Annotated in this window: 14 protein-coding genes; all 14 read left to right on the forward strand. The window is 39.2% G+C overall.

All coding sequences use genetic code 11. The annotated features are described in order from the left end of the window. Positions 1-120 precede the first annotated feature (120 nt). Positions 121-891, forward strand: a complete 771-nt coding sequence (locus tag ACY1JZ_RS06270; protein ID WP_270166539.1) for a YveK family protein — start codon at positions 121-123, stop codon at positions 889-891. Then, complete coding sequence (locus tag ACY1JZ_RS06275; protein WP_270166538.1) at positions 872-1,582, forward strand: CpsD/CapB family tyrosine-protein kinase; 711 nt, start codon at positions 872-874, stop codon at positions 1,580-1,582. Before ACY1JZ_RS06270 ends, ACY1JZ_RS06275 begins: the two co-directional genes overlap by 20 nt. Before the next feature lie 35 nt (positions 1,583-1,617). Next, complete coding sequence (locus ACY1JZ_RS06280; protein WP_270166537.1) at positions 1,618-3,438, forward strand: polysaccharide biosynthesis protein; 1,821 nt, start codon at positions 1,618-1,620, stop codon at positions 3,436-3,438. A gap of 53 nt (positions 3,439-3,491) precedes the next feature. Beyond that, positions 3,492-4,163, forward strand: coding sequence for a hypothetical protein (locus tag ACY1JZ_RS06285; RefSeq protein ID WP_462628519.1), 672 nt, complete (start codon positions 3,492-3,494; stop codon positions 4,161-4,163). Between the two features lie 18 nt (positions 4,164-4,181). Beyond that, a complete protein-coding gene (locus ACY1JZ_RS06290) occupies positions 4,182-4,787 on the forward strand; it encodes a sugar transferase (RefSeq protein ID WP_462628520.1) in 606 nt (201 codons plus the stop codon). Positions 4,788-4,802: 15 nt separating this feature from the next. Continuing rightward, a complete protein-coding gene (locus ACY1JZ_RS06295) occupies positions 4,803-5,684 on the forward strand; it encodes an NAD-dependent epimerase/dehydratase family protein (protein WP_462628521.1) in 882 nt (293 codons plus the stop codon). After that, on the forward strand, positions 5,681-6,907 hold the full coding sequence (locus ACY1JZ_RS06300; RefSeq protein WP_462628522.1) for a glycosyltransferase family 4 protein: 1,227 nt from the start codon (positions 5,681-5,683) through the stop codon (positions 6,905-6,907). The genes ACY1JZ_RS06295 and ACY1JZ_RS06300 overlap by 4 nt, the downstream gene beginning before the upstream one ends. An 18-nt stretch (positions 6,908-6,925) precedes the next feature. Beyond that, a complete protein-coding gene (locus ACY1JZ_RS06305) occupies positions 6,926-7,948 on the forward strand; it encodes a polysaccharide biosynthesis protein (protein ID WP_462628523.1) in 1,023 nt (340 codons plus the stop codon). Continuing rightward, the gene (locus tag ACY1JZ_RS06310) at positions 7,945-9,051 is read left to right on the forward strand and encodes a polysaccharide biosynthesis C-terminal domain-containing protein (protein WP_462628524.1); all 1,107 of its coding nucleotides are present in this window, start codon (positions 7,945-7,947) and stop codon (positions 9,049-9,051) included. Before ACY1JZ_RS06305 ends, ACY1JZ_RS06310 begins: the two co-directional genes overlap by 4 nt. 1 nt (position 9,052) lies before the next feature. Next, positions 9,053-10,180, forward strand: coding sequence for a non-hydrolyzing UDP-N-acetylglucosamine 2-epimerase (gene wecB, locus ACY1JZ_RS06315; protein ID WP_462628525.1), 1,128 nt, complete (start codon positions 9,053-9,055; stop codon positions 10,178-10,180). A 2-nt stretch (positions 10,181-10,182) separates the two neighbouring features. Next, complete coding sequence (locus tag ACY1JZ_RS06320; protein ID WP_462628526.1) at positions 10,183-11,388, forward strand: glycosyltransferase; 1,206 nt, start codon at positions 10,183-10,185, stop codon at positions 11,386-11,388. Positions 11,389-11,568: 180 nt separating this feature from the next. Then, the gene (locus tag ACY1JZ_RS06325; protein WP_462628527.1) at positions 11,569-12,690 is read left to right on the forward strand and encodes an O-antigen polymerase; all 1,122 of its coding nucleotides are present in this window, start codon (positions 11,569-11,571) and stop codon (positions 12,688-12,690) included. Beyond that, positions 12,687-13,772, forward strand: a complete 1,086-nt coding sequence (locus tag ACY1JZ_RS06330; RefSeq protein WP_462628528.1) for a polysialyltransferase family glycosyltransferase — start codon at positions 12,687-12,689, stop codon at positions 13,770-13,772. Before ACY1JZ_RS06325 ends, ACY1JZ_RS06330 begins: the two co-directional genes overlap by 4 nt. A 2-nt stretch (positions 13,773-13,774) precedes the next feature. Then, complete coding sequence (gene pseC, locus ACY1JZ_RS06335) at positions 13,775-14,965, forward strand: UDP-4-amino-4,6-dideoxy-N-acetyl-beta-L-altrosamine transaminase (protein ID WP_462628529.1); 1,191 nt, start codon at positions 13,775-13,777, stop codon at positions 14,963-14,965. Positions 14,966-14,970: the final 5 nt, after the last annotated feature.

Genomic DNA, 14,970 nt, shown 5'->3' on the forward strand with positions numbered 1-14,970 from the left:
CGCCACTCTCCTCTCATGCAGATGCGGGGAGAGTGGTTTCTATTGTCCGCATGTTGTAGAAAAATGGTGAAGCTTGTAGCTTGGTGTCCTTTAATGTAAAGCAGTGTGGAGGGAATTAATGTGTCTAATGAGTTGGATTTGCGCGATTACGTCCGAATCATTCGCAAGAGACTATGGATGATCGTCGCGATCGTCGTCGCGGCCTGTCTCCTGGCAGGCGCCTTTAGTATGTATTTTCAAAAGCCGGTCTATGAGGCCTCTACCAAGATCATCGTCAATCAGACTGCCTCGCAGGCGATGCTGCAGCAGCTTGACCTGAACCAGATCAACTCGAATATTCGGATGATCGATACCTACAAGGAGATCATCAAGACACCGGCTATTCTGGATAAAGTGGTAGAGAGATACCCCCAATTCGGGTTGACCACAGAGCAGCTCGCGGACAAGGTGAAGGTGAGCTCGGTTAATAATACGCAGGTCATGACATTGGCCGTGCAGGATCTCTCCTACAGACAGGCAGCAGAGATCGTCAACGCCGTCTCGCTGATCTTCCAGCAGGAGATTCCAACATTGTTCAATATCGAGAACGTCTCGATCCTCAATGAAGCGAAAGTAGATGCCACACCTGATCCGGTATCTCCGAATATTCCGCTTAATATTGCGATCAGCTTTGTTGTGGCGCTTATGCTGGGCATCGGTGTGTCGTTCCTGCTCGAATTTCTCGATGATACGGTGAAGACGGAGGAGGATGTTCAACGTTACCTTGGGCTGCCGACGCTGGGTGTCATCACACGTATGGATCAGGAAGATATAAAGACCGCAAGCACTAAGGCTTCATCGCAGAGCTACAAGAAGGCAGGTGAATTGGAACGTGTCACGATCGGAAAGTAAAAGCAGGAGTGGACGCAACCTTATCACAATCTTCAACCCGCGTTCCCCTATATCGGAATCGTACCGCACATTGCGCACGAACATTGACTTTTCCTCCATCGACGAGCGGGTGCAGATTATTATGGTAACCTCTGCCGGCCCAGGTGAGGGGAAGTCGACAACCATCAGCAACCTGGCTGTAACCTATGCCCAGACCGAACGGCGAGTCGTGCTGATCGATGCGGACATGAGGCGGCCTACAGCGCATCATACCTTTCAGATGTCTAACCGTCATGGTCTCTCCACGATTCTATCCCAACGGGCCACCTATCAGGAGGTCATTCAAGAAACCGATATTCCCAATCTTCAGATTATTACATCAGGGCCGATTCCTCCGAATCCGGCAGAGATGATGGCCTCCAAGCGCATGAGCGCATTCCTGGAGGAGCTGCGCGGTCAGTTCGATATTATACTCATCGACGCCCCGCCGCTGCTTGCCGTTACTGATCCGCAGATCATTGCCTCCAAGAGCGACGGAGTCATCATGGTCATCGACCACGGCAAGGTGAAGAAGGATGCCGCTATGAAGGCCAAGGCTAATCTCGATAATGTCAATGCCCGCATCCTCGGGGTTGTTATGAATAATGTCAAGCGGAAAAATGGGGACGACGGCTACTATTATTATTACTATGGTCAGGATGACAAAGCATAGCTAGGAGCTGTTATTGCATAGGTTAGGGGGAAGCCATGAACACGAGGTGGAGACTCTCAGTATTGTTTGTCTTGGATATATTCATAATATGGTTTAGCATTCTGATCTCCTATGTACTGCGATTCGATGGTAATATTCCTAGCGAATATTACAACCAAATGGTGGTATATGGAGTGGGCTCTACCCTGCTGTGTGGCGGCAGCCTCTACTACTTCCGGCTATATCACCGGATGTGGAAGTATGCCAGCATCGGAGAGATTATCGCGATCGCCAAGGCGGTGTTGATCGGAGGCCTACTCTCCTGGCTGGCACCCATGGTGCTATTGCAGGAAATGGTGTCGATGGCGATCATGATCCGCACGCTGGAGACGATGTTTATCCTGATGGGCGGCTCGAGGTTCGGCTGGCGGCTGGTGCGATCGAACTGGTTCAATAAGGATGATGGACAGCTAAGGGTAGTCATCGTAGGGGCTGGCGACTGTGGCGTGCTGATCGCCAGGGAGCTCACCAGCCCTGCCTTCACAGATTGGAAGTTGGTCGGCTTCGTGGATGATGCACCGGAGAAGCTGCGGATGCAGATACTGGGTGTCCCTGTGCTCGGCGCGCGGGGAGATATTCAGGCGATTGTGAAAAAGCACAAGGTACATCAGTTTATTATTGCGATGCCTTCCGCGCCTAAGAAGGAGATCTCGGAGATCATCAATATCGCCTTGGCGACAGGCGCCAAAGTGAAGATGATTCCGGCGATCAACGATCTGATCACAGGCAAGGTATCCGTCAAAGCGATCCGGGATGTCGAGGTGGAGGATCTTCTAGGTCGTGATGCGGTCAAGATTGATCTGGATGGCATCGCCAATTATGTGCAGAACAAGGTGGTGCTGGTTACAGGCGCGGGTGGTTCGATCGGCTCGGAGCTGTGCCGACAGATCGCGTCCTTCTCACCGGACAAGCTGCTGCTATTGGGGCATGGGGAGAATAGCATCTACCTGATTGAGATGGAGCTGCGCACCAAGTTCCCATGGCTTGATCTGGAGACAATCATCGCAGATATTCAGGACAGGTCGCGGATGGATGAAGTGTTCAAGCGGTTCCGGCCGCAGGTGGTATTCCATGCCGCGGCGCATAAGCATGTACCTCTAATGGAGCGCAATCCGTCCGAAGCGGTGAAGAATAATGTGTTCGGTACGAAGAATGTAGCGGACTGTGCAGATAAATATGAGACCGAGCGTTTCGTGATGATCTCATCAGATAAGGCGGTTAATCCGACCAGTGTTATGGGAGCTACGAAACGTATCGCGGAGATGTATGTGCAGAGTCTGGATACGATGAGCAAGACGAAATTCGTCGCTGTCCGGTTCGGTAATGTGTTAGGTAGCCGCGGCAGTGTGATTCCACGATTCAGAGAGCAGATCCTGCGCGGCGGGCCGGTGACCGTGACGCATCCGGAGATGATCCGGTACTTCATGACGATCCCGGAGGCGGTACAGTTGGTGATCCAGGCAGGATCATTCGCCAAGGGCGGCGAGATCTTCGTGCTCGATATGGGCAAGCCCGTCAGGATAGTGACCTTGGCAGAGGATCTGATCCGGCTGTCGGGTTATGAGCCTTATACAGAGATTCCAATAGAATTCACAGGCATACGCGAAGGCGAGAAGCTGTTCGAGGAGCTGTTAACCAGCGAGGAGTCAGTGGACGCCACACACCATGACAGAATATACATAGGCAAGCCTGTAGAGATTAACCGGGCTCATCTGGAGCTCGAATTCAAGCGATTGGAAAAGGTCGTCCTGGATGATCAAGGAGCGGTTCGGGATGTGATTGAGAAGCTGGTGCCGATGTATCAGCATGTGTCTTAGGATGTATCACAAGCCGAGCTACCGAGACGAAATGATGAAGGAGTGCACCGGGCATGAAGCGTTGGCAAAAAATATTCATCGTTGTGTTCTCTATCGCACTGGTTCTAGGGATTGGCGGTCTGATTACAGCAAACTACATGATTGATAAGATGTTGGCTTCCTTCTCCAACAGCCTCATGGCCGATATGGAGCGCACGGTCATAACAGACGCCGAGGCATCCCGGCAGCCGGAGACGGCTGATCAGGGCAAGCAGGCGGATGAAGAGGGGGAGAAGGAAGACACAGCTCCTGCGCAGCAGGAGGAGACAGGGCAAGCACCGACAGACCCAAGCAAGCCTGCGACTGCACCAGCAGAGCAGGGCAATGGGACAACCGATAAAGATGATAAGAACGAGACCGACAAGAAGGCTCCTGCTGGATCAGGGAGCGGGAAGAAATACAACCCAGAGGTCTCTGTAGATAAAGCGAAGGAAATCCAGGAAACCGCCACGGTGACTGAGAAGGCAAAGGTGACATCTATCCTGCTGTCGAAGCTCAGTCTGGATGATATGAAGACGCTACAGCAGCTAGCTAGCGGCGGGCTGAGCGTGGATAAGAAGAAGGAAGCCAGAACATTGCTTCTGGAGAAGCTGTCGGAGGATGAGTATAACGAGTTAATAGCAATCGCGAAGAAATACGGCGTGAGCCAGGGGCGTAGTTATGATGAGGTAAAAGATGAGAAGTAGTAAAGGATGATGCTTACAATGCTGCAATATACAACATATAAGAGAATGTTGGATTTTATCTTGTCATTGCTGGCTTTGATTGTGCTTTCCCCTGTCTTCATCATTCTGATTGTACTGATTAAACTGGACTCCAAGGGTCCGGTTTTATTTAAGCAGAAGCGGGTAGGGAAGAACAAGCAGCACTTTAATATATTGAAATTCAGGACGATGCGTACAGATACACCAAGTGATATGCCAACGCATCTACTACAGAATCCTGAGGCCTGCATTACCCGAGTCGGAAAGTTCTTACGTAAGAGCAGTCTGGATGAGCTGCCGCAGATCATCAATATCCTCAAGGGAGAAATGAGCATCGTCGGCCCGCGCCCTGCACTGTGGAACCAATATGATCTGATCGCAGAGCGAGACAAGTACGGTGCGAACGATATTCTGCCGGGCTTGACCGGCTGGGCGCAGGTTAACGGCAGGGATGAGCTGCCGATTGAGGTGAAGGCGCGGTTTGATGGGGAGTATGTGGAACTAAACAACGTAGTTTTTGATATTAGGGTTATTATTTTGACGATAATTAGTGTTAGTAAAAGTGAAGGGGTTCAAGAAGGGAGTAAGAATACTAAGACTGTCTGAAAAAGTGGTGCTTAAATGAGGATATTAATTACAGGAAAAAAAAGTTATGTTGGTCTATCACTAAAAGAGTGGCTAGGTAAAGGCGCATCTGATTTTGTTATTGATTTTATTTCTGTGAGAAATAAAGACTGGAAAAACCATGACTTTACGAAATATGATGTGCTCATTAACACGGCAGCAATAGTACATGCCCACAACAAGAATTACTCCGAGGCAGATTATTTTAATGTTAATAGAGATTTAGCATTAGATATAGCAGGTAAGGCGCAAAAAGCTGGTATTAAACAATATATTTTCTTGAGTACCCTATCCGTTTATGGATTAGATGGTGACTTTAATAGGGATGCAATCATTGATGCTCAAACGCCTTTGAACCCTAAAACAGCATATGGACGTAGCAAATTGGAAGCTGAGATGAAATTACGGAATATCGAAACCCCTGATTTTAAGGTCACTATATTGAGAGTACCCATGATATATGGCCCGAGATGTCCTGGGAATTATACCAGACTTAGAAATTTTGCGCTAAAGCTCCCAGTATTCCCACAGGTACAAAATGAGCGAAGCATGATTTTTATCTACAATTTATGCGAATTTATTAAGCAAATCATATTGAAACAAGAGAGTGGCTTATTTATTCCGCAAGATCAAGAATATGTAAGTACAATTTCATTAATAAAAGAAATAAGAAAAAATCACCATAAGACGGTGTTTGTTTCAGGCTTACTGCGCCCTTTTTTAAATTTTATTCCAAATGGTGTGAAACAAAAGGTTTTTGGCAATCTAATAGTTGATAAGAAAATGTCTGCATATAACAACTTTAAATACTGCATCTACAATTTCGAACAATCTATAACGCTCTGCGAAGAGAATTTAAATTCAGGGGATACACAATGAAAAAAGATATACTCTTTTTATGCCAATATTTTCACCCGGAATATGTATCCTCAGCTACTTTACCTACTCAGTTAGCTGAGGATTTAGCTAAAATGGGGCTAAGTGTAGATGTGGTTTGTGCAAATCCCCAAGAGTATTATGATGGAGAAAAAGTGAAAGCCAAAGAAGTATATAAAGGTATCCGCATCAGCAGAGTAAAGTATGCCAAATTAAATAATAAGAGTAGAGTTGGGAGATTAATAAATTTCTTTTCTTTTTTTCTACCTGTCTTTCTTAGGATTCCATTGTTACTGCAGTACAAATGTATTTTGGTTTATTCTAATCCTCCCATTTTACCGCTTGTTCCGTATGTCATATCAAAATTGACGAAGACAAAATTTATTTTTGTTTCTTTTGATGTGTATCCTGATAATGCTTTAATAATGGGGGCTATAAATAAAGGAAGTCTTCTTGAGAAAATAATGAATCAAATTAATAAACTAGTATATAATTCTGCATCCAAAGTAGTTGTTCTTGGGAATGAGATGAAACAATACATCATTGAAAATAAGAGCTACTCTAGAGAAACTCAAATTGAGGTGATACCTAACTGGTATAATGACGAGTTAATGAGTAAGGATAAATTAATTCATAATGAATTATATAGAAATTATAGAGAAAAATATTCACTTATTGTTTTATACAGTGGGAATATGGGGGTTTGCCAAGACATGGATACCATATTACATTGTATTAATCGATTTAGAAATAATAATGAAATACTCTTTGTGTTTACTGGACATGGAAGTAAGGTCGAGTATATTAAAAAGTTTATATTTGATAATAAGATAGACAATGCTGTTGTGCATGGTTTTTTAACGGGACAAGATTATGTGGATGTATTAAATATATCGGATGTATGCTTAGTGAGTTTAGAAAAAGGGATCGAAGGTATAGGGGTTCCTAGCAAAACATATGGTTATTTAGCCGCGGGTAAACCAGTTATCACTATTATGTCTCAAGATACGGATATCACTAGACAACTTATTGACTATCATGCGGGTGGCAATGTGTCTCAAGGTGATGATAATGAACTTCATAGCATTATAGCTAGATATATGTCGAATAAACCATTAGTTCTGGAGCATGGAGTAAATGCAAGGATGCTTTTTGAGCGTCATTATACCAGAACGATTTGTACCCGGAAATACTATGAACTAATTCGTGAAGTAGTTTATTCATGAGAATTATGGGAGGACTTTATGTTCAAGGGAAAAACACTACTTATTACAGGGGGAACCGGCTCTTTTGGTAATGCCGTTCTCAAGCGATTTTTGGACACGAGTATAAAAGAAATTCGTATATTCTCAAGAGACGAAAAGAAACAAGATGATATGAGAAAGCAATATAAAAATGATAAAATTAAGTTTTATATTGGTGATGTGCGGGACTTAGCCAGTGTGAAAAATGCACTATATGGAGTAGATTATGTATTTCATGCGGCGGCTTTAAAACAAGTGCCTTCGTGTGAATTTTTTCCCATGGAGGCCGTAAAAACTAATATAATTGGCACGGAAAACGTTTTGACGGCATCGATAGAAAGTGGAGTTAGTAAAGTAATATGTCTATCAACAGATAAGGCTGCTTATCCGATTAATGCCATGGGGATATCAAAGGCAATGATGGAAAAGGTTTATATAGCAAAATCAAAAACAATCTCTCCAGACAAAACGCTTATTAGTGGGACAAGATATGGAAATGTAATGGCCTCAAGAGGGTCGGTAATTCCTTTATTTATAGAGCAAATAAAAAAAGGATTACCCTTAACAATTACTGATCCCAATATGACTAGATTTTTAATGAGTCTGGAAGAGGCCGTTGAACTGGTGCTCTTTGGATTCCATAATGCTGAGGCAGGAGATATCATGGTTCAAAAATCGCCAGCCTCAACCATCGGTGATTTAGCTCAGGCTCTACTTGAATTGTTCGGGGTCAAAAATGAAATCAACATAATAGGTACGCGACATGGAGAAAAGTTATTTGAGACGCTACTGACGAGAGAAGAAAAGGTTGTTGCCGAAGATTTTGGGGATTTCTATCGTGTTCCGGCTGATAAGAGAGATCTAAATTATGATAAGTATTTCGTTGAAGGAGATAAAGAGCTTGAAAGTGTAGATGAGTATAACTCACATAATACTTTGAGGCTAAATGTAGAGCAAATCAAGGAAAAGCTGTTACAGTTGGACTATATACAAGGTGAGTTGAAAGGCTGGAATAGGTCGTGAAAATACTTGTAACAGGCTCTCAAGGCTTTGTTGGTAAAAATCTAATTACTGAGCTGAGAAATAAAGGTTTTCAGGAAATTTTTGAAATACACAGAGGAACCGACCTGGAAGATATTCATCAGTATATACAACAATGCGATTTTGTGTATCATCTTGCTGGAGTAAACAGGCCGCGAACAAGTTCGGAATTTTATGAGGGAAATGGTGGTTTTACATCACAACTTATAAACCTATTAAAAGAGTCGGGCAAGAAGACTCCAGTCTTGTACACATCGTCTATACAGGTCGGAAAAGATAATGATTATGGGAATAGCAAAAAAATAGCCGAAGATATTGTAATGAAATACGGAGAGGATACTGGTGCACCTGTTACCGTGTATCGATTGCCTAATATTTTCGGTAAATGGTGCCGCCCCAACTACAATTCTGTTGTAGCTACCTTCTCTTACAATATAGCAAATGGACATGAGATTAGTATTCATGATCCGAATGCGCGGCTCGAACTGGTTTATATAGATGATGTGGTTGAAACTTTTATTAAGGATTTGGATAGGGAGAGCAGTTACTTGGGCGAATTCAATCAAGATCTATCTTATCCTATAACTGTTGGTGAGTTAGCTGAGAAGTTATATTCATTCAAAAATAGTCGCGAGACATTAATGATCCCTTTTTTGGAGAGTAGGTTTGATAAAGCATTGTATGCAACTTACCTTTCCTATCTGAAAGAAGATGATTTTTCATATTCTTTAAATAAGAAAGTTGATAACAGAGGCTGGCTAGCAGAATTTATAAAGTCGGATCGCTTTGGTCAAATCTTCGTATCTAAGACTAAGCCTGGAATAACCAGAGGGAACCATTGGCATCATACTAAAGTTGAAAAGTTTCTTGTCATACAAGGCTCTGCCGTAATAAGATTTAGAAATATTAATTCGGATCAGATCTTAGAATACAGAGTAAGTGGGGAAATACCCGAAGTAGTTGATATACCAGTAGGGTATACTCACTCTATAGAAAATACTGGTACAGAGGAACTCATTACATTATTCTGGGCGTGTGAAATCTTCGACCCTGAAAGACCAGATACATATTGGCTGGAGGTATAAAATGTCTGCTAAAATGAAAGTAATGACGATTGTAGGCACTAGGCCTGAAATCATCAGATTATCCTCGGTTATTAAGGCGTGTGATAAATATTTTGATCATCGTCTAGTCCATACAGGACAGAACTGGGATTATACATTGAATGAGGTCTTCTTCAATGAGTTGGAATTGAGGGAACCGGACTTTTACCTAAATGCTGTTGGTGAACATTTGGGAGAAACAATGGGTAATATCATCTCTAAATCCTATAGCGTTTTTTTAGAAGAAAAACCTGAGGCTATTTTAATATTAGGTGATACCAACTCTGCTCTTTGTGCTATTTCGGCGAAAAGACTAAAGATTCCTATCTTTCATATGGAAGCTGGGAACCGTTGTTTTGATCAGAATGTTCCTGAAGAGATTAATAGAAAAATCGTCGATCATATATCAGATATTAATCTTCCCTATACAGAGCATAGCAGAAGATACTTGTTGTCAGAAGGAATCAGAAAAGAACACATTTTCGTTACTGGTTCACCAATGACAGAGGTGCTAAATCAGTATAAATTACAGATTAATGCTAGTAAAGTACTCGATAGTCTAGAACTTGAAGAAGGTAAATATATTCTTGTGTCGGCTCATAGGGAAGAGAATATTGATGATGAAACAAATTTTCTTTCTTTAATGAATGCAATTAATGAAATTGCAGAACATTATAAATTACCAGTTATATATTCGACACATCCTCGTAGTTGGAAAAAAATTGAGGAAAGGGGATTCAAGTTTCATCCGTTAGTACGACAATTAAAACCGTTCGGATTTTTTGATTATAATAAGTTGCAATTAAATTCATTTTGTACATTATCAGATAGCGGTACATTATCTGAGGAGTCAGCCATTCTAGGGTTCCCTGGTGTACTTATACGTACATCTACAGAAAGGCCCGAGGTTTTAGATAAGGGAACAGTCATCATAGGTGGTATTAAATCAGAAGATATCGTTCGATCTGTATCTTTATGTAGGGATATGTGGGACAATCAGGAGGAAACAATGCTAGCAACAGACTACAAGGATAATAATGTATCTGTTAAAGTAGTTAAAATAATGCAAAGTTATAGTAAAATTATACAGAAGGTGATTTGGGGGAAATAAGTGTGAAAGTTCTACAGATCAATTCTGTTTGTGGGGTCGGCAGTACAGGCAGAATTGTGATGGATATTCATAGTACTCTAGAAAAAAACGGACATGAAAGCTATGTTGCTTATGGAAGAGGGAATTATATAAATCATAAGAATATTGTGAAAATTGGAAATGAGTTAGATACATATCTACATGTAGTAAAAACTCGTATCTTTGATAAGCATGGCTTAGGATCAATAAGAGCGACAAAAAGTTTTATAAAGCAAATAGATAATTTAAACCCTGATATCATTCATTTGCATAATGTTCATGGCTATTACGTTAATATAGAAATATTATTCCAATTCCTAAAAGAGATCAATAAACCGATAGTATGGACATTACATGACTGTTGGCCATTTACAGGGCACTGTGCTTACTTTGATTATGTTGACTGTAATCGTTGGCAGGAAGGGTGCTTTAGTTGCCCGCAGCTTAAAAGTTATCCGTCCAGTATTGTATTCGATAATTCTTTTAATAACTTCGAGTTAAAAAAAAATGTTTTCACATTACCAGAGAAAATAACAATCGTAACACCATCAGTATGGTTGGCAGAATTGGTGAAAAAGTCATTCTTGAAAAAACACTCTATTGAAATAATTAATAATGGTATAAATCTATCAGTTTTCAAACCGACAATTAGTAGTTTTAGGGAATTAAACAAATTGGTTGACAAGTTTATAATACTTGGTGTTGCTAGCGTGTGGGAAAAAAGAAAAGGGTTTGATTATTTTTTGCAATTATCTAAGATGATTCCTGATGGATATATAATTGTTTTAGTTGGATTATCAGAAAACCAGAAACGAGATCTTCCTAGTAATATAATTGGAGTATCAAAAACGAGTAGTGCTGAAGAGCTAGCAGCAATCTATTCTTCTTCAGATGTTTTTTTTAATCCAACACTTGAGGATAACTTTCCTACAACTAATTTGGAAGCACTTGCCTGCGGCGTTCCTATTATCACTTTTAATACTGGAGGAAGCGTAGAAAGCATAAATAGTAAGAATGGTTTTGTTGTGCGAAAAGGAGATATGAGTTCCGTAGTTGATATTTTATTTGACATGAAATGTAATAAAATATCAATTGATAAAGAGTATTGCGTGGAAAGCGCTAGAAAACTGTACGATAGTAAAATTTTTGTGAAGAAGTACGCTGAATTATATGATCGTATTTCGAAGTGAATTTTTAGATGGAAAGGATTTTATATGCTATATAGATCCATGCTAGTGCCAAAGATTTTATTATTATCACTTCTGTTAATATATATTAATTATTTTGAAATAAGTCAAACTTCAAATGTATTCGATGCGATTACGGTATTGATAATTTCGATTTTTTTGTTTATTAGAAACAGGAAAAATATGTTGCTTGTTATTTTGTTTTTATTTATATTTTATTCAAATTACAGTGTCATAATGGGGGAGTATTTTATTGGTGGAAGTTTAGGTGTGCCTTTTACGGAAGTCAAAAATACTAACTATTATGGAATTGCTATTAGAACATTGCTACTATTTATGGCTGTTATTTTTCTATTTCTAAAAGTGGAGAAAGACCAAACTCGAATTATTAATATCATTCCCAAAGACAATTTGTTTATTTTTTATTCACTGATACTTTTCTTAGTCTACATTTTAATATTTCAAGTTGAAAGAAATGGTGATTTTCAATCTTATTCAGTACGTATTACCTCATTATATGAGTATTCAAAGCTCCTATTCTTATTCGCTTTTTACTATCATGGGGGTAGTATGATTAGAAAAGGAGTTTTTATTACAATACTATTTCTTTTTGTTTTACAAGACTTTTATTATGGAGGAAGGATAACGTCACTACAATTAATCATATTACTATGTATAACTTTTTATGGTAATAAATTAACTTTTAAGAAAATTATTTATTATGGTTTCTCGGGAATTTTTTTAATTGGTTTTGTTGGGGCGTACAGAGGAAGTTCTTTGGGAAATATATCTGATTTTTATAGAATAATTAAAACTACATTTAATAATTTCTTTGTTTTTGATACCCCGGTGTTTGCATACTACGCCTCTGCAACACATGTAGCAGCATTTGAAATTGCAGGTGATTATGAGAGATGGAGATCTTTTTGGGAGTTTATAAAGTCCCTTTTCGTTGGATATAGAGATATATATGGAAATGTGACTGCTCTTGTATCTACAAAGTATTTTTCTAGCTTAGGTGGCGGATTCCTGCAAACCCATTTTTATTTTTGGTTTGGATGGCCAGGAGTATTATTAATAGGTGCAATAATCGTTTTAATTTTAAATAATATTCGTACATTAAATTCCGATTTTAAAAAATTATTGTTTGCTTCAATTATCATTAGTGTACCAAGGTGGTTCCTATATTCCCCATCAACATTGTTTCGCGGCTCGATGATTATTTTTATTTTTTTATATTTAACACTGGTATTTGTTAATCATATTACTTCAAAGAAGCGAATAAAGAGTGAGGATATAGTATGAGCAATTTATTTATAGTACATACACCATATCATTTAATGCTAGCAATTGGTATTGTGTTATTTACTGGAAATAATAGTAAAAAAAATACCTTATATCTGGTAAGAGATTTTGATATAAATAGTATAGATATTAATAAAATAAAAACTCTATTTAATAAAGTTATAATTCTTCGTGGTAACACTGACATACAAAACAGCATGAATACGTTTAATAATTTGAGCTTGTACAGGAACAATATATCATTAGTCAAAGAGACTGAGAATCAATCTTCTTTTGAAAGGATATATGTTTTTAATGATAGTTATTTGCTTGTAAAAAAAATTATACAATATATTAGAGAGTCTAGTCAGTCAGAGGTTGTATATGTTGAGGATGGTTCTGCTGCATATAATGGTGGAGTAAAAACGACTAAAATGTATAAATGGAAATGGAAAATAAAAGCTTTGCTTTTCGGCTTAAGGGAGTATGGAGAGCCGGTAACAGTTTTTGGAACGAGTGGCTTTATCAATAGATGTATGGTTCTGTATCCGGAATTGGTGAATTCTAATTTGAAAACAAAAAATATAGAAGTTATACCTTCAAATTGTTTAAGATTGGGAATAGATTTTTTATATAAGAATACTGGTATAAAATCATTTGATAAGAGAAGTGTTTTGATTTTTTTAGATATATATAGTTTTATTCATTTATTTGAAAATCAATACAAAGACATACTACAATTAATTATTAACCATTTAGATGTGCTAAAGTATCCTGTTTATGTTAAGTATCACCCTCGTGAGAGCAACTTTTATATAGATAATATTCTTAAGAGAAATGTTACAGTAATAGATAATAATATACCAAGTGAGGCTTTGATTTCCAATTGCGATGAGGAAACTGTAATTTTTTCAAGTATTTCAACTTGTTTGATAACCGCTCGTAAATTAATGAGCCAAGCAAAATTGATTAGTATTATGAAATTGTTAGATATTAATGATGAGAATCTGTGTGAAGTATTTGAAAATTTGAAAATTGCAATGCCGGAAAATTCAAATGATTTAACTGAAATATTACAAGCTAATTTGAATGTGGAGGAATAACCGTGATCCCTGCAATCTTAGGCGGAAAGCCTGTACGTACAAACCCATTGCCATATGCAAAACAATATATTGATGATAGTGATTGTGAGGCTGTAACCCAGGTATTGAAAAGTGATTTTTTAACAACCGGTCCAACGGCTAAAGAGTTTGAAAATATTTTAGCAGAGTATGTTGGAGCAGAGTATGCTGTAACATTTGCAAATGGCACTGCCGCGCTGCATGCTGCATGTTACGCGGCGGGGATAGAGCCAGGCGATGAAGTGATTACGACACCCATTACGTTTGCTGCTTCGTCAAATTGTGTTTTATATATGGGGGCAACTCCAGTGTTTGCTGATATAGATAAAGATAACTTTAATATCTCTGTAACAGAAATAGAAAAAAAGATAACGAATAAGACGAAAGCCATCATCCCTGTAGATTACACTGGACAAGCCGTGGATATTGACGCCATAAATGATTTGGTTAAAGGTACAAACATTGTGGTTATCGAAGATTCTGCTCATGCTCTAGGTACTAAGTATAAGGGGGCACCTGTTGGTGCTTTGTCAGATATGACAGAATTCAGCTTTCATCCCGTTAAAACAATCACAACTGGCGAGGGTGGAATAATTACCACCAATAATAAAGAATACTACACTAAACTTATAAATTTTAGATCTCACAACATAACTCGAGATATCAGCCAACTGCAAAATAAGGACGGTGGAGGCTGGTACTATGAGCAACTTGGTTTAGGATTCAATTACCGAATAACAGATTTTCAATGCGCATTAGGTATCAGTCAGATGAAGAAGTTGGATTGGTTTATTTCAAGAAGAAAAGAGATTGTCAGTAAATACAATGCGGTTCTTGGAGATTTGCCAGGGGTTATCCTGCAAAAAAATGAAGATTACTCCGACACTTCAAATCACCTATATGTAATTAAACTTGATTTGTCAAAGTTAAAAGTAGGAAGAAAAGAGATATATGAAGCATTGATAGCTGAAAACATAGGTGTACATGTTCATTATATTCCTGTGTACTGGCACCCATACTATCAACAGCTTGGGTATAATAAAGGGCTATGCCCGAATGCTGAAGAATTGTATGAATCTATGCTTACTGTTCCACTGTTCCCAGCTATGTCAGATGAAGATGTTGATGATGTATTAAAAGGATTCTATAAAATAATAAACTACTTCAGAAAGTAGTGGTT

Source organism: Paenibacillus sp. J5 (genome assembly GCF_054955055.1).